This is a genomic window from Rhizobium sp. WYJ-E13 (assembly GCF_018987265.1).
GTDB lineage: Bacteria > Pseudomonadota > Alphaproteobacteria > Rhizobiales > Rhizobiaceae > Rhizobium.
Genome location: NZ_CP076853.1, coordinates 4022501 through 4039373, shown reverse-complemented (window position 1 = coordinate 4039373; position 16873 = coordinate 4022501). Strand labels below are relative to the sequence as shown.

12 protein-coding genes, 1 tRNA gene and 2 rRNA genes (1 of these 15 only partly in view) are annotated in these 16873 nt (G+C 57.5%); 7 read left to right on the top strand and 8 right to left on the bottom strand.

Features of this window, described 5'->3' with window-relative positions; genetic code table 11:
* Window positions 1-76: 76 nt before the first annotated feature.
* On the top strand, window positions 77-400 hold the full coding sequence (locus KQ933_RS33490) for a hypothetical protein (protein ID WP_253958260.1): 324 nt from the start codon (window positions 77-79) through the stop codon (window positions 398-400).
* 106 nt (window positions 401-506) lie between these two features.
* Here KQ933_RS33490 and KQ933_RS19955 read toward each other — a convergent pair whose 3' ends face one another.
* Window positions 507-1289 carry a response regulator transcription factor gene (locus KQ933_RS19955; RefSeq protein ID WP_216756454.1) on the bottom strand — a complete coding sequence of 261 codons (783 nt, stop codon included), beginning with the start codon at window positions 1287-1289 and terminating at the stop codon, window positions 507-509.
* A gap of 868 nt (window positions 1290-2157) precedes the next feature.
* Between KQ933_RS19955 and KQ933_RS19950 the strand changes: the two genes are divergently transcribed.
* From KQ933_RS19950 to KQ933_RS19925, 6 genes are all read left to right on the top strand, one after another.
* Complete coding sequence (locus KQ933_RS19950; protein ID WP_216756453.1) at window positions 2158-3141, top strand: MSCRAMM family adhesin SdrC; 984 nt, start codon at window positions 2158-2160, stop codon at window positions 3139-3141.
* Window positions 3142-3277: 136 nt separating this feature from the next.
* Window positions 3278-5347: a hypothetical protein gene (locus KQ933_RS19945; protein ID WP_216756452.1), complete on the top strand. Its 2070-nt coding sequence runs from the start codon at window positions 3278-3280 to the stop codon at window positions 5345-5347.
* A 25-nt stretch (window positions 5348-5372) separates the two neighbouring features.
* On the top strand, window positions 5373-7646 hold the full coding sequence (locus KQ933_RS19940) for a type I secretion system permease/ATPase (RefSeq protein WP_216756451.1): 2274 nt from the start codon (window positions 5373-5375) through the stop codon (window positions 7644-7646).
* A gap of 5 nt (window positions 7647-7651) precedes the next feature.
* Complete coding sequence (locus KQ933_RS19935; RefSeq protein WP_216756450.1) at window positions 7652-9001, top strand: HlyD family type I secretion periplasmic adaptor subunit; 1350 nt, start codon at window positions 7652-7654, stop codon at window positions 8999-9001.
* A gap of 80 nt (window positions 9002-9081) precedes the next feature.
* Window positions 9082-9570, top strand: a complete 489-nt coding sequence (locus tag KQ933_RS19930; protein ID WP_216756449.1) for a hypothetical protein — start codon at window positions 9082-9084, stop codon at window positions 9568-9570.
* Between the two features lie 136 nt (window positions 9571-9706).
* Window positions 9707-11353, top strand: a complete 1647-nt coding sequence (locus tag KQ933_RS19925) for a GNAT family N-acetyltransferase (RefSeq protein WP_216756448.1) — start codon at window positions 9707-9709, stop codon at window positions 11351-11353.
* Window positions 11354-11446: 93 nt separating this feature from the next.
* Here the strand turns inward: KQ933_RS19925 and KQ933_RS19920 are convergent, their stop codons facing one another.
* From KQ933_RS19920 to KQ933_RS19890, 7 genes are all read right to left on the bottom strand, one after another.
* Window positions 11447-12223, bottom strand: coding sequence for an anti-sigma factor (locus tag KQ933_RS19920; protein WP_216756447.1), 777 nt, complete (start codon window positions 12221-12223; stop codon window positions 11447-11449).
* Window positions 12220-12747, bottom strand: coding sequence for an RNA polymerase sigma factor (locus tag KQ933_RS19915; RefSeq protein WP_216756446.1), 528 nt, complete (start codon window positions 12745-12747; stop codon window positions 12220-12222). The genes KQ933_RS19920 and KQ933_RS19915 overlap by 4 nt, the downstream gene beginning before the upstream one ends.
* A 62-nt stretch (window positions 12748-12809) precedes the next feature.
* Window positions 12810-14267 (bottom strand): YncE family protein, encoded by a 1458-nt coding sequence (locus KQ933_RS19910; RefSeq protein ID WP_216756445.1) that lies wholly within the window; start codon window positions 14265-14267, stop codon window positions 12810-12812.
* 12 nt (window positions 14268-14279) lie between these two features.
* A complete protein-coding gene (locus KQ933_RS19905) occupies window positions 14280-14765 on the bottom strand; it encodes a DUF305 domain-containing protein (RefSeq protein ID WP_216756444.1) in 486 nt (161 codons plus the stop codon).
* Between the two features lie 191 nt (window positions 14766-14956).
* A tRNA-Met gene (locus KQ933_RS19900) sits at window positions 14957-15033 on the bottom strand.
* A gap of 440 nt (window positions 15034-15473) precedes the next feature.
* Window positions 15474-15588 (bottom strand): 5S ribosomal RNA (rrf, locus tag KQ933_RS19895).
* Between the two features lie 252 nt (window positions 15589-15840).
* Window positions 15841-16873 (bottom strand): 23S ribosomal RNA (locus KQ933_RS19890) (it continues 1854 nt past the right edge of the window).

Genomic DNA, 16873 nt, shown 5'->3' with positions numbered 1-16873 from the left:
GGAGCTGATGTAGAGGAGCCGCCAGCTACTGGTTTGTAAGGGCCCGTCACTATTGCCCAAATAATGGGGGTGCCTAATGACAGCTCATGACCAAGTGCATGGCCCATCGCCATGCAGACTTAATTCGCTGGCTTTGGCAGCAACGATTATTCTGTCGGCTATCGGGCCTATATCCTGCGCGGTCGTCGATGCGACCACAGTCGGAAGTACGGAGAAGAATGTCGTAGTGGTGCGTGTTCCGCACGCCACGAAAGCCTTGGCCTATGGTGTCGAACGGAAGATTATCACTCCGACAGGGGCCAACGCCACAGAATATCCCGGCTCTGCACCCTATATCTGCTCACCGAGCGGCTTCGGCCAGAAATCGCGTTGCTTCGCCCGCTCATCCCTGATGAATTGATGGCCTACAGCATCGGCCCGAAAATCGCTTCCGATTTTCGGAAGCCTGATGTGTAGATTCAAAGAGTTAGAGCGTCCATTGTGCGTCCGAATGGACGCACGGCGCTCTAGTGCGGCCACTTGCCAGAGATATCACCGCTGTCCGAAGTGTCATTGAAGAAACGTGAGGCTGCTTCCGTGCGATTTCTCACATTCATCTTCTTATAGATATTGCGAACGTGGACCTTCACCGTGTTTTCGGACAGGTGAAGCTTATCGGCGATGATCTTGTTCTGCGTGCCCTTGCAGATGAGGTCGAGTATCTGCACCTCGCGCGTCGTCAGAGCCGCCATGCTGTTGCGGCGAAGCTTCAGCACATTGGCGCGCGCTGCGTCGACGGACTTCGTCTGGTACAGCGAGGACTCAAGCTGTGTCGTTGCCCGGTTGGACAGACGGCCAAGGAGCGCGGACGGAAAATGCTCGCCACCCTTCATCAGCAGATCGATCGCCGCCATGAAAACGTCCAGGCGCAGATTGAGCGGCAGGACGCCATCGATGACGCGCGCCTCGACAAGGCGGCTGATATAGGGCTCCATCATGTCGATGGCTTCGACGACAAGGCCGATGGATGCGTCCGGACGGTTTTCTCGAACGGTCTGCATCGCGTCGTGCAACTCGGCGCCGGCGACATGATAGAACAGGACAAGCCGCATGTCGTGGATATCCTTCTCGGATATGGACTGCGCGCTCTGTATGCTTATGACATCGAAATTCGGGAATTTCTTCGCCAATGCTTCAACCATGCATTCGGAGAACAAGTCCGCCTTGGCGATTACCAGAATTGTTTCTCCATTCGGACCCAGTCTTCTTGCCTGATCCGAATCTCCTACTTCCGACCCAACCATGAACATATACGCCTCCCCTAGCGCTACACTATACTCAAACTCGGAGCATCTACTCCCATTGGCGCGATGGCGGTATTACATGCCGACGAACATTGCCCCTAGGCATGTGGCCGCCTTATCTTTTAGGCATTTCTTAATTATGGTAATATGGATTTCAAAGGAAAGAAATGGCCCAAATGGGTTAGTTACCACGAAGTTATATTTATTTTTGCTACTTTGTGGTTGCATTTCGGACAAGAAACATACTAGCGGGCGGTATTTCAACTAGATCACGGTATAAAGCACCATGTATTAGTTCGAGACATACGAAAGCAAAGCGATAATGGGCAGACGATATTTCAAAATAAGACGGAGAACCTTTCGAGCTTAACTTCACGTTATCCCAATCAGTCGAACGCGCCCGATTCCGAGGTATGGAACATCGTCCTGAATACGCACATAGCTTTCGCCGGGCCTGCGATCCGGCACTGGCTTAGCTGGAGTAATGAACCGGCTTCAGATGCCTTAGCCCGAATTGATATCTATCGGGACCCACTTTTTTCCATCAATTTGTAATGGTCGCCAAAGCGGCGACGTGAAAATCAAGTATCGGCATGTGTTTTTGATACTTGGTCTTCTTTCGAGGGAACTCAAAAAGAAGTTCGACTGCTTTGCTCGCGCTCACATCGAGTCCGGGAACGGATCTGTGCGTCTTTGTACTGAATAAGCACGATCCTAATACAGAATTTGGCCAACAAATCGCGATGAAACTGCAGGTGACAAGGTATCGAGTACATCTGCCAATGTTAACGCTCGGAGCAAGCGCGAGCAAAATCCCATTTGAGATGAGAGGGATTTCGAAAGCTGCTCCGGTTTTTTTCCTGGAGGAACTGAAATGCCCTATGATCCGAAGCCCGGACAGGGCTCCGACGACGACACCGTGAAGGTGGGCGCCTTGGCCGACGGCCTTTCCAGCGCCATTAACTCGACAGAAATCGATGATGATTCAACGGGTTACGTCGGCGGAATCGCTAACGGCGACAATCGCGACAACACCGACAACAGCACAGATATCAACGTCAAGGCTGACGTCGACGTGAAAACCGACAACGGCGACAACCGCGACAACGAATACGACTGGTCCTACAAGTCCGACGACGACACGAACACCAAGACGACCACTATCAACGACAATGACACAACCACTACCACGAAGTCGGACTACGACTGGAGCTACGATTCCAAGTCTTACAATGATAACGATACGACAGCGGTTAGCGATAACGACACGAAGACGGATATCGACACTGACATCAAGACGATCACGGATACCGACACCAAGACGACCACCGACAGCCTCAACACCAGTGACAGCTTCAACAAGACGGATACGGATTTTGCCGTCATCGATGATGTCAAGGACTTCGGAAACCTCGGCGTTGCCGGCCATGATCTTACCTTTGACATCGGGGATGACTTCTCCTTCACCCTCAATATCGACAATATCCTCAACGGTTCACTGTCCGGCGGGGGCGCCGATTCCGTGTTTAGCACTGTCCAGGCAAACCACCTCGCAGATCAGGATCAGGCCTGGAACATCGCGCAGAACAACAGCGATGCTCAGAACCACCTGAGTGCGGATGCCGGCACTGCCCATGGTGCTGACGGTGTCGATATGGACGGCAAGGGCTGGGACCTCAAGACAGGCGACGACGTCGCAGGCGCTTCGACGGCAGATGCTTCCGCAATCCTCGCCAACTCGGGCTTCCATCTGGAACTCGTCCAGGGCGCGAACATGCTCAGCAATGCTGTGGACTCCAGCGTCATTGGCGGCAACTCGCATGTCTCCGACGTCGGCGAAGATACCAGCGGAAACTAACCTCCAAGACAAGAAAGGGCTGCACCGGCTTTGGCCGGTGCAGTTTAAATGCTTGCGTGCGAATTGACGAACAGCGCGGCTCCGACAGAAGGGTGCCGCGCGGCCGGTCGTCTCTTCGATAGGGAGGGCCAAGGCAATGCAAATTGAGAAATTCTCAGAGATCATCGCCCATTTCATCGGCATATTCGAAACGACGACCGAAGAGATGAGGCTGCGCGCGGAACTGACGGAGGGTACAGGCCCTGCCGAAAATGATCCGACGCTTGACGATCTGGTCGCCGCCACGCCCACCTTCGCCTCCGATCTCATGCTCAAAGACTACGATCCCGACGTCAATTACAGAAACGTCAGCTATGAGATCGTCTATGGCGGGGGCCGCCGGTTCGGCCGCCCTTTCGAGGAGAGCATCGAGAAGCTCTCCGAAATCGCCCATCGCGACGTGCCTTTGCCGAGGTTCGGCAACCCGCAGGACATTGATGTCGAGGCCGGGGAAAAGCTGGACGTTTTCAATGGTCCCGGATCGGCGGTCGGATATGCCACGCAGATCAACGTTCTCTTTGACGACGATTATCTCGACATGACGGATGGCAACCATGCCCCGCGCGATACGAGCTTCGTCACCGAACGGCTGGCCGAGTTCAGCGCTCAGACAGCGATCTTCACTCCCTTTGCCAGCCTGCAACGGACCGACAGCTTCGAGGGTGTCAAGCAAATCGCCGATGATATGGAGGCCTATATCCGGGCCGTGAAGGATTCCGGCCAGACGTCGGTCGGAACGGGCGAAACGCCGGCCGACAGTCCCGCAGATAGCTCCAATGATCAGGCACATAATTTCGTGCTGGCGAGTGACGAGATCACCGGAACCTATATGAACAGCAAGCTCGTTTCGGAGGTCCCGGCGCTGGATGATCTGCTGCCGGACCGGGGGCTGGCCAAACTACCGGAGGAACCCGACGAAACCCAGACATCCATCGAGCAGCACGATCCTGCCTCAAGCAGCCTGGAGGTTACGGCGGGTGCTAACCTCGTCGCGAACATCGTTTCCGTCATCAACACTGCTGTGATCTCTTCCGTGACGGCCGCAATGGGCGACTACCACCAGATCGACGCTATCACCCAAGTCTATGCCTACAGCAACAATGATGACATCGCCTCGGTATTCCATTCCTCAGCCGATGCGGCCGAGAATGCCGGTGTCGCCGCCTACAATATTGCAGGCTTCGAACGCAGCACTTTCCAACACGAGCAGCCGCAAGCGGCGGTCGATGCAGATGGCGACCCCATCTTTCCGGGCGCCTGGCGGGTCAGCGTCATCGAGGGCGACGTCTCCTTCGTAAACTGGATCGAACAGTATCATTTCGTCAGTGACAACGACACCATGACCGTCATGACGAGCGGCTCGGAAACGACGGTTCTGACGGGCGGCAACACGACGCTGAATTTTTCGTCCTTCTTCCAAATGGGGCTGCAGTACGATCTGGTGATCGTCGGCGGAAATGTCTACGATATCAACAGCATCACGCAGATTTCACTTCTCTACGACAACGACTGGGTCCGCGCCGAGGACGGCGTAGACGATGGTGCCACCATCCAGTCCGGTAACGATCTCATCTGGAATCTTGCGGCGATCCACAATGTCGGCGCCAATGATCGTTTCGAGACCATGCCCGACTATATGCACGAGGCGGAGAAGGGGATCCAGGAACGTGATCCGACAATGCCCGAGGGCTTGTCCTTCGATCCCAATTTTCAGGGCTATATCGGCCTGAACGTTCTCTACATCACCGGCAATCTCTTCGACACGACGATCATCAAGCAGGTCGCGGTGCTTGGAGATTCCGACGATGTGACCCGGGCGGCAGCCGAGCTCCTGAAGAACAACCAGGACGCCGTGGTCACGATCGATACAGGCAGCAATATCGTCGCCAATATCGCTGAAATCGTCGATTATGACAGCTTCGGCGGGACCACCTATGTTGCCGGTCAGCTCTATTCCGACGCCATTCTCATCCAGGGCGGGATCATAGAACACGATGCCACCCAGCCCGAGACGGCTGGCGAGAGACTTGCCAATGAGGTCATCGCCTTTCTCGATGACGATAGCCCCCAAGGCGCGGACAGCGGCGATGGCATCATCAACGGCGGGCATGACCTTTCATGGTCCTCCACCCAGCCCTCAGATGTAATGCAAGCCGTGGTCGCGTGACCTGCGTATCCTGGGAGAGACGGCGATGAATCAAATCTCAAAACAGATCTTTGCCAATGCCAGCGCACTCGACCTGCGTGGCGACAAGCCATCCTCGACAGCCGCAAATCCTCAGGATTTTCTGACCAAGACCTGCGTTTCGGCGATCGACGATGCAGTGGACCATCTTCGCAAGCTGACTCGGGAGGTGCCTTCCTATCCCCATGAAGTCGAGGCTGGCGAGACTTTTGCTGAAGAGAAAGTGGATGAAGCGCAAGCCGTGATGCCGACCGAACGATCTGAGAGGCGGCTTTCCGGCGACGACATATCCGTCCATGCCGTAGGGCGGGAAACAAAGCCGCAGCCGGCTGAAGAACTGCGGGCAACGTCCGGTATCGAGGCGCGGCGTGCACCCGGTGAAACCGACGAGTTCAAGGCCAAGCCGGATATTCCCTTCGCCAAGACGATCGATGGCAACACTGGGCCGGTGAAAGAAAATGAGCGCCGGCTGCGTGCCGGCAGCGGCGGGGGCGGCAGGAACCCGGATTTCGGCGGCGGTGGTGGTAGTGGCGGCGGCGGAAACAACGGTTTCCACAAACGCAGCGAGCCGGTAAATTTCGCCTTGAGCCTTGCGCGCGGCATCGCGGTCATCAGGCGCAACCTGGCAATCGTGATGGTCTTCACCGTCGCCATCAACGTGCTCCTGCTGGCGATACCGCTCTACCTCTTCCAGATTTCCGACCGCGTGCTGACAAGCCGTTCCATCGACACATTGGTGATGCTTTCGATCGTGGTGTTGGGAGCCGTCCTCATACAGGCTTTCCTGGACTCCGTCCGGCGCTTCATCCTGATGCGGACTGCCGTGGAACTGGAAGTCCAGTTGGGCGCGCCGATCCTCAGTGCGGCCGCCCGCGCCTCGCTGCATGGAAACGGCAAGGATTACCAGATCCTGCAGGACCTTCAGCTTCTGCGCAGCTTCCTGACGTCAGGAACGCTGATTGCCTTCCTCGATGCGCCGCTGATGCCGCTCTTCGTGATCGTCGTCTATCTGGTGCATCCGCATCTCGGCATCATCATCATGGTCTGCTGCGCCGTGCTGTTCCTGATCGCCTACCTGAACCAGAAATTCACGGCAAAACAGTTCGCCGAATCCAACAGCTATCTCAGCCGCGCGAATTTCCACCTCGATTCCATGTCGCGCAATTCGCAGATCATCAACGCGCTCGCGATGATCCCCGAGGCGGTGAAGATGTGGGGCCGGGAAACCGCCGGCTCGCTGAAATCCCACGTCGAAGCGCAGGATCGAAACATCATCTTCACCGGCGTTTCCAAGGCTTGCCGTATGATCACGCAGGTCGGACTTCTCGGCTGGGGCGCGCATCTGTCGCTGTCAGGAGAGTTGACCGGCGGCATGGTCATTGCAGCTTCGATCATTTCCGGCCGTGCGCTGGCGCCGATCGAAGGGGCAATCGAAGGCTGGCACCAGTTCAACCGATCGGCTGCCGCCTATGGCCGTATCAAGAACCTGCTGCTCACCTCGCCGCTCAACTTCCCGCGCCTGCGCCTCCCCAATCCGGAAGGTCGGCTCGATGTGGAGCGGATCCTCTTCGTTCCGCCGCCACAGAAGAAGGTGATCCTGAACGGCATCTCCTTCTCACTGAGGAAAGGCGAATCGCTGGCGATCATCGGCAATTCCGGTTCCGGCAAGACGACGCTCGGCAAGATGCTGGTAGGCTCAATCCTGCCGACCTCGGGCAATGTGCGCCTCGACCTCATGGATCTGCGCAACTGGGACCAGCGACAGTTCGGCGAAAGTATCGGCTATCTGCCGCAGGACGTTCAGCTCTTCCCCGGAACGATCAAGGCCAATATCTGCCGCATGCGCGACGACATCGAAGACCGGCAGATCTATGAAGCGGCCGTCCTCGCCGACGTGCATGAGCTGATCGCCGGCTTTCCGCAGGGTTATGAGACCGTCGTCGCCGCCGATGGTGCACCGCTCTCGGGTGGCCAGAAGCAGCGCATCGCGCTGGCACGCGCGTTCTTCGGGGATCCCAAATTCGTGGTGCTCGACGAGCCCAACTCCAATCTTGACACACAGGGTGAAGCCGCTCTCGCAAAGGCGCTGATCCACGCCAAGAAACAGGGCATCACGACAGTTACGATTACGCAGCGCCCGGCACTTCTGCAATGCGTGGACAAGATCATGGTCCTCAAGGACGGCACCGTCGCCATGTTCGGCGAACGCATGGAAGTCCTCCAGGCACTCTCCAAGGGCAATGGCCGCAACGGCCAGCAGACACCGCGTGTCGAAGGGTAACGGCCATGGGAAATAAGAAGCAGGAATCCACCGGCCCGGTGCAGCTCGAATGGTATGGCGACGTGCCGCGCTCCATCCGTTTGCACAGCTTTGTCGGCCTGACGGTCCTTTTCTGCTCGTTCGGCGGTTTCGGATACTGGGGGGCAACCGCGCCACTTGCCTCCGCCATCATCGCCCAGGGCAGCTTCGTGGCGACCGGCAACAACAAGGTCGTCCAGCACCTTGAAGGCGGTATCATCAAGGAAATGCTCGTCAGCGAAGGTGAAATCGTCAAGGAGGGCGACGTCCTGGTGACTCTCGACCAAACAGCCGCCTTGACCAACGAGCGAATGCTGACGCTGAGGCGGCTGCGTCTGGAGGCAGTTGTTGGACGCCTCAGGGCCGAAGCACAGGGATCGCGTGAGTTCAAGCTTCCTGACATCGTCATGGCAAAGGCGAGCGACCCCGATATCAACGCCATCATCCAGAGCCAAAACGTCGTCTTCCACAGCAAGCAGGTCAAGCTCGAGGAGCAGCTCAACCTCATCGAGAAGAACATCAAGTCGCTGGAATACCGCTTCGAAGGCTACAAGGGCCAGCGCGAGTCCTTCGAACGGCAACTGGCGCTGCTCTCGGACGAGCGGGATTCCAAGGCACGGCTCGTCAAGGTCGGCTATATGCGCAAGACCGACCTTCTGGCCATCGAGCGCGCCATTGCCGATGCGATGGGCGATATTTCGCGCCTGAACGGAGAGCTCAACGAGAGCGAGGCGGAAATCGCCAAATTCCGTCAGGAAGCGGTCATCGCTGTCAACTCCAACAAGCAGGCAGCGCTTGACGCGCTGGAGACCGCCGAATCCGACCTCGACAGCGTGCGTCAACAGCTGCACGAAGCTGCCGGCGTTCTGGAGCGTACGGTCATCCGTTCGCCGGTGACTGGTACGGTTGTGCGCTCCTACTACCACACCGCCGGCGGCGTCATCACCACCGGAAAACCGATCATGGAAATCCTGCCGGCCCATGTGCCGCTGATCCTGGAGGCGCAGGTATTGCGTACCTCCATCGATCAGCTTCACGAAGGGCAGACGGCGGCAATCCGCCTGACCGCCCTCAACAGGCGCACTACGCCGGTTCTGGAAGGCAAGGTCTTCTATGTTTCGGCCGACTCCATTGAGGAAAATGCCGGCATGTCCGTGAAGGACGTGTACATCGTGCGCGTACAGATCCCGGACTCGGAAATTGCCCGCGTTCACAACTTCCATCCGGTTCCCGGCATGCCGGCGGAGGTACTGCTCCAGACCTCGGAGCGCACCTTCTTCGAATATCTGAGCAAGCCGATCGCCGACAGCATGTCACGCGCATTCAAGGAGCGTTAAGCGTAGAAATGGTCGAAGCACTTAGAGAAATTATCTGATATGATCTACGTATAATAAGCGTTCATCCGAGGGATTTTAGCATGCCGGCTATGTCAGATGTCTTATTGAGTGTTGGCCGGTTAAACTATGTCTGGACGAATACAGAAAGCCTGCTGATCTATATTATCGCCCATCTTCTCAATGTGGAGAAGGAGGCGGCGATCGTGGTCTTCCTGACACTCAACACGACGCGCGCGCGCATAGATCTCGTCGAGCGCCTCGCAAAGCTCTCTTCGACGCCTGCCACGGATCGCAAGGCGGTTCTGTCTGCCATGTCCAGGCTGAAGAAGGAATCGAAGATGCGCAACAAATACAATCACTGCATCTATTCCTTCGACGAGAAGGGCGAAATCTCCAGCACGCAACTCATGCGCCTCGTCGAGGACGACAAGGAAATCCGCTACGGCAAGATCGAACAGATGGATGACCGAGAGATGGAGCTTCTGGAGAAATCGATTGCCGAGATCGTCAATATCAGCAAGGCGCTGTGGGCCTTCATCCATGCCAGCCCACGCATTGTAGCGCTCTAACATTGTCTGTCTAAAGCGGCTGCCTTGGGCTAATCCCATTTCGTCTCAAGGAATCACCCGGACGGTTTATTTGAAGATCCATGTTTCTCATTAGACTGGAATCTCCCGAATTAGGTATGGCGTATTGGGAGGGGGCATGCGCATCGATGTCATTGATACCGTCGCCGGTTTTGACGCCGTTCGCGACAACTGGGATCAAGTCTATCGAGACGATCCGGACGCCCAACATTTCCTTTCCTGGACATGGCTGAGAGACTTTCTGCGGCACCGCGGCCGGTGGTTCGTCCTCGCACTGCGCCAGCGGGAGACGGATGCTCCCTATGTCGCCTTTTTGCCACTGAGGTTGCTCACGAAACTCGATGAGCAGAGCGGGCTTTTCTACGATGAAATCGTCATGGGCGGGAATTATTCGGCCGATTATACAGGCCTCATCGTCATGCCGGGTTACGAGCAAAAAGCTATCGCCGGCTTCGCCGCTTACCTCAAACAGCAGAACTGGACGCATCTCAGGCTGGAGCATTTCAGCGGGCCACCGGAACGGCGGGAGAAGATGATCCTGGCGCTGCAGGGGCCCCTCGTCATGTTTCGCGACAACGCGCCGAGCAGCCATGACAATATCGACAATACGATCTGCCCGGTCGTCTCGCTGCCTGCAAGCTGGGACGACTATCTGGACCGCAAGATGAGCAGCCAGACACGCCAGAAGCTGCGCCGCTTCCTGCGCAAGCTCGATGGCGATGAGGGCTACCGGATGACCATGGCAACGCCCGAGACCATTGACCGGGACCTCACCATTCTCTTCGATTTCTGGCGCACGCGATGGACGGAGCGCAAAGGGCCGGAGCGGACGGAGCGGCTCATCAATTCCACGCGTGAAATGCTGATGGACTGCTTCAGGAGCGGCACGCTCGATGTCCCGGTCTTCTGGTTCCGCGAACAGCCGCTCGGCGCTCTCGCCAACATGGTAGACCGGCCCAAAAAGACGATCCTCTTCTATATAACCGGCCGGGACGAGAACTGGAAGACACCGTCTCCAGGCCTCGTTCTGCATGGATATTGCATTCGCCGAGCGATCAAGGACGGCTTCAAGTTCTATGATTTCCTGCGCGGAAACGAACCCTACAAATATGTCTTCGGCGCTGACGAGCGGCGGATCAGCTATACACTTTTCCGGACACGCGACGGGCGCAATCTGGGCGGCGTGCTGCATCCGCGCAGCGTCAAATATGTTTATGAGCGGGCGCTCGAAATGTATCGAAACGGCGAAAAGGCAAAAGCGGAAACGGTCTTCACGCAGATCCTGCAATCCTCGCCGGGTCATGTCGGCGCCGAATTCGGCCTTGCCAACCTGCTCTTCGACCGGGGAAAGCTGACCGAAGCCCTTACCGCCTATCAGGCATTGCTGGAGCGCACCGCCGAGCCGCTGCCGATTGCACTTCGCCTTGGAGATACACAATTGGCGTTGAAACTCTATGAGAATGCCGTCGTGACCTTCCGCCGCATCGGCGACCAGGCGCCCCATGTGGTGCAGGCCCGTTACAAGGAGGGTGTCGCCCTTATCGCCGCACGCCGCCTCGCCGAAGCCGAGACAGTTCTGACCGCGATCCAGGATATCCACACTGACGATCCGGCCGCCATCCCCTATGCCCAGCTTGCTCGCATGGCGCTCGAGCGTCTACGCCTGCATAATGCAGCGCCGGCAGCCGATGAACAGATACCCGAAGGCATGATGGGATTGCCTCTAAAGCGCGGCGGCGAGAAACGCGGCCCACGCATGCACTAAGTCTTTGTTTGATACATGTCGTTATCGCAAAACCAAACGCGATTAGACAACCGCTGCGCACTTTCGCGCGACCTGCTTCAGGCATGACAGAACTCAGGCACCGGTTTCGGTCTGATGCCTGATATCGTCGGCTAGCGGATGCAAGGTATCGGCCGGCAAGGCACCGACGAGGCTATAGCCCATGCCGCCGGACGCCCAGCTCCAACCCTCGACATTGCCCTGCGCATGCGGTGCCATGGGTTTGTTCTGATCGGCGACCATCGGGCGCGTCAGCATGACAAGACGTGTGCCGCGGTCATCGTCATACATCAGCATCAGTCCAGCGCCATGTGATGTCGAAATCATTCGGCCGCCCATCAGGCGATAGCCCGACTTGGAAAGATCCGGCAGCACCGGTTTGCGGCCCATACGCTCGGTCGCCCAGTCGACGAGCTCGGCCGTATTGTCGGCGCGAAGCTCGACGGGTCTTGTCCTGTCGGGCGCATAGGTCGCGAAGCTGTCTACTGCCTCATCGGCCAGCGCCACCATGCCCTCACTCGATTGCCTGTACATGCCATGCAGCATCCAGCCACCCGAACCGCCAGCGGCGAGAAGAACGACGGCCGCGGCGGCCATGCGCCAGATAGATGGTCGGCTTTGCTTACGCATCTCCACGAGGTGACCCAGATTCAGGCGGCTTGGAACCGGTTCTTCCGCCACGGGGTTGAGCACGGCCCTTAAATCAAGCCGCTGGCTGCCGTAGCTGTCGATCCGCGCGGCGATTTCGGGATGGGTTTCGAGATAGACAGAAACCTCGGCTTCACGCGCCTCGTCGAGTGCACCATCCACAAAACCGTGAAGATCATCCTCGGTGATCGGTTTTACGCTCATTTTACTCTCCGAAGATGGGAGACTGGCCCCTGTGCCGTCTGCCCCGGATTCTCCAATATCTGCCGCAGCCGCTCGCGCGCCCGCGACAGGCGCGACATGACGGTGCCGATCGGGATCGCCAGGACTGCCGCTGTCTGCGAATAGGACAGATCCTCAACGGATACCAGTAGCAGGACGCTGCGCTGCTCTTCCGGAAGCTGCTCCAGCGCCTGAATTATATCGCGGCGCATCAGATTATCTTCCTGCGTCGGCTGCCTGGCAAAGGCACTTTCGTCCAGCTTTTCAAAGGGCAGATGCTCGCCACGACGCGACATCTGTTTCAACCGGTTGACAGCCAGATTATGAAGAATCGCGAAGACCCAGGTGCGCGGATCGTCGTTTCGTCGATGGTGCCAATGAGCGATAACCCGCTCCAGACAATCCTGGACGAGATCGTCGGCCGCCGTCGCATCTTTCAGCAATCCGCGGGCATAGCGGCGGAGCGCCGGTATCATCGGTTCGACAAGCTGCAGAATGTCACCCATGAGAGGCTTACCTTCAGGAGCTTTCGCCCGCCACCCTATCACAGGCAGCGGGCGGAAGGGATTTACTTCGCTTCGATCTGGACGACTTCACCGGGTCCCTTTTCGTCCGTTGCGGCGACAACAAGATAGCGGCGCTCGGCCTTCTCGTTGCTCTGGACGATCTGCCGGATGGGACCGACGGCGTTGACGATCGCCGAACCGGCCGGGTTCGTCATGAACGAAGCCAGCGGCTGAAGATCGCCCGAACCATCAGCCCGCGTGGAGAGCGCAAGAATGTAAGGCTTCTTGGGCTCCAGCCCCGTCACCGATGCCTGCAGCACTTGCGACAGGCCCTGATCGAAGAGAGAGATACTGGTCGGAGCAACACCACCCTGCTTTGCCTTGAGCGCGCGCAGGGCAAGATGCGCCGCCTGGCCGGCAACGCCGAGCGGTTGGAGGTTCTGCATGCCATCGCCCTCGGGGACTGCGTTGGGGACATAGTTGACGGCCTGCGGCGCCTGGCCGATCGGTATGGTGGCGATCACCTTGTTCGTCAGCGTGTCGATCGCTGCGAGCGCATCGGCGTTTTCGAGGCCTACATAGACGCGCGTGCCATCGCCGGACGGCCAGACGCCGTGCGGAAGATTGCCGACTGATATCGTTGCGACCTGTTCGAAATTGTCCGTGCGGTATACCTTCACTTGGTTGAGGCCACCAACGGTGACATAGGCAAAGTCGCCATTGGCGTTGTGCACGATGTTGACGTGATTGGTAATCGGCCCGGTATCGATCGTCTTGATGAGATCAAAGGGTGCCTTCGCGTCGAAGACCTGCGTCTTGCCGATATCCTTCAGAGTGAGCCAGACTTGCCTGCCATCAGGCGTCGCCGCAATGTTCGGGCAGAAGGGGCTTTCCTGCTTGATGTGACCGACGATCTGGTGATCGGCGACGGAAACGACAACGGTCTCGGGGTTGAACGAGGAGCAGATGTAGCCGTATTTGCCATCCGGTGAGAAAATCTGCATGCCCGGGCCGGCCGGCACCTTGATCTGCAGCTTCTCTTCATAGGTATGCGCATCGATGACGGAAATGTAATCCTCGCCGCGAACCGTGACCCAGACTTCGTTGCCATCGGGTGTAAAGAATGCTTCATGCGGCGAGCGGCCTACATAGGTGGTATGCCTTACGGCATTGGTTGCTGTGTCGATGAAAGTCACCGAATTCGAACCGATCGAAACGACAGCCAGTGTTTTGTGATCAGGCGAAAAGCCCATACCGTGGACCAGGACCTGCCCCCGATAGAGCGGGCTCAGATTGCCGGGTTGCGGATCCCCGAGACGGATGACGCCGAGCAGTTTATTGGTGGATGGATCGGTGACCGACACCGTGTTGGAGAATTGTTCGGCCGCATAGACGCGATCCTTGCTGCTGACGGGGATATCCGGATCGGAGGCGGAACCCGGCGCCTGGCCGGCAGAGCTTGTTAAAGGTGCCAGCATGGCGCCGGCAAACAGGCTGAGGGCGAGAAAGCTAGACTTCATGACGGGGTCCTTTCAGTTACCCATTCTCATGTTCGGATCCATCGTTGGCGTCATCGACATACCGACGCCGGACGAGACGGAGTTCTGCGGGGAAACTTGTGTCGGCGCCGGCTCCGAAGGCGGAAGCGGATCGCCGAGAGCCAGCCGCATCGCGGCGATTTCCTGCTGCTGATCGACGATGATTTCCTGGGCAATGCGCTTGAGCTGCTCATTGCTGCCATAACGCAGATAGGCCTGCGCCATATCGATCGCGCCCTGATGATGGGGGATCATCATCTCGACGAAATCCCTGCTGACGTCACCTGTCGGCCTGACCGCCATGTCGTTCATCATCTTCGTCATGGCGGCATCGTTTTCCGCCAGGAACGGCGTCTCGTCGGTCACCGCGGAGGTGATGTGTTGATGCGATGCCGAATCGTCGGCCAACGCGGAAACGGACAGGATCACGAAGATCGACGCTGACAGCGGAAGGAATCTTTTTCGAGGAAAGACGTTCATGCGGGCTCCTTGTTGTGCAGAGCGGTTTCACGAACGTAGACAACAGAGCTGCCGACTTATTCCGTCTGGCTGCGATTTTTCCGAGGGCCTGTGAGCTTTGACTATGTGACTGGTGGGACAGGCAGCCAGCGGTGAAGCCCAAAAACGCAAAAAGCCCCGCGGAGGGGGCTTTTGTGGATCGCAGGGATCGTTGGTTGCGGGGGCAGGATTTGAACCTGCGGCCTTCAGGTTATGAGCCTGACGAGCTACCGGGCTGCTCCACCCCGCGATATTTCATTCCGGACGTTGTGCCCGGGAGCGATGTCAGGCGTAGCCTGACGAGGTGAGGCCGTTAAGAGATCGATCCGGTGGATCGATCTTAGGCCGAACGGGCTGCTCCACCCCGCGTTATCCAGGCGACACTTGTGTCGTCCGTCCAGGTCTTTTGCCTGTTGGCAAAAGACCGATTGCGCAAATCCGTAGGATTTGTCGCGGCTACGCAAAGCGCTTGCGCTTTGCGGATTGTTGCCGAGCAAATTGCGAAGCAATTTGTCTCGTGTTCATGATATAGGGCGCTAAAGACGAAAGGCCGCTTTGGAAGCGGCCCTTTGTATCGGCTTTGGGCCGTTGGTTTCGTTCAGAGAAGATTGTTGTCGATTTTGCGCATGTTGCTTTCCGAAGCTTGTTCAGCTTCGGGCACATGCGTTTTTCACGAGTTGCGTTTAGCAGACCTGGCAGCGACCGACTCTCCCGCGTCTTAAGACGAAGTACCATAGGCGCTGGGGCGTTTCACGGCCGTGTTCGGAAAGGGAACGGGTGCAGCCACCCCGCCATAACCACCAGGTCAGCGAAGCGCAACTTGTGTGAGAAGCTGGTTCACTGAGCGACTAATAAGTAGTCGTCAGTGATTGGTTTTGAACACGTCTTACCTTTCGCGAGGCACCGTCGGAGCAAAGCTCCGCAAGCGCAAAGCGCGTCGCCGGTTGTCCGGCGCGCCGTCCGCAGCGCCTATGGCGCGTGAGGACAGAAGGTCAGGCTCATCGAACTACCGGACGAATGCGGTGCATTCGCCGGGCGATGAGCATAGTCAATGAGAACGATCAAGCCAATCGAGCTATTAGTACCGGTAAGCTTCATGCGTTGCCGCACTTCCACACCCGGCCTATCAACGTGGTCGTCTTCCACGGCTCTGATAGGGAACACTCGTTTCCAGGTGGGTTTCCCGCTTAGATGCCTTCAGCGGTTATCCCGTCCATATATAGCTACCCTGCTATGCCCTTGGCAGGACAACAGGTCCACCAGAGATATGTCCATCCCGGTCCTCTCGTACTAGGGACAGATCCTGTCAATATTCCTACACCCACGGCAGATAGGGACCGAACTGTCTCACGACGTTCTGAACCCAGCTCACGTACCGCTTTAATTGGCGAACAGCCAAACCCTTGGGACCTGCTCCAGCCCCAGGATGCGATGAGCCGACATCGAGGTGCCAAACAACCCCGTCGATATGGACTCTTGGGGGTCATCAGCCTGTTATCCCCGGCGTACCTTTTATCCGTTGAGCGATGGCCCTTCCACGCGGGACCACCGGATCACTATGACCGACTTTCGTCTCTGCTCGACTTGTCAGTCTCGCAGTCAGGCGGGCTTATGCCATTGCACTCGACGACCGATTTCCGACCGGTCTGAGCCCACCATCGCGCGCCTCCGTTACTCTTTCGGAGGCGACCGCCCCAGTCAAACTACCCACCATACACTGTCCCGGACCCGGATAACGGGCCGCGGTTAGACATCCATGACGATAAGGGTGGTATTTCAAGGATGGCTCCACAGAAACTGGCGTCCCTGCTTCAAAGCCTACCACCTATCCTACACATGCCGACACGAATGCCAGTGTAAAGCTATAGTAAAGGTGCACGGGGTCTTTCCGTCTGACCGCAGGAACCCCGCATCTTCACGGGGAATTCAATTTCACTGAGTCTATGTTGGAGACAGCGGGGAAGTCGTTACGCCATTCGTGCAGGTCGGAACTTACCCGACAAGGAATTTCGCTACCTTAGGACCGTTATAGTTACGGCCGCCGTTTACTGGGGCTTCGATTCAAAGCTTGCACCTCTCCTCTTAACCTT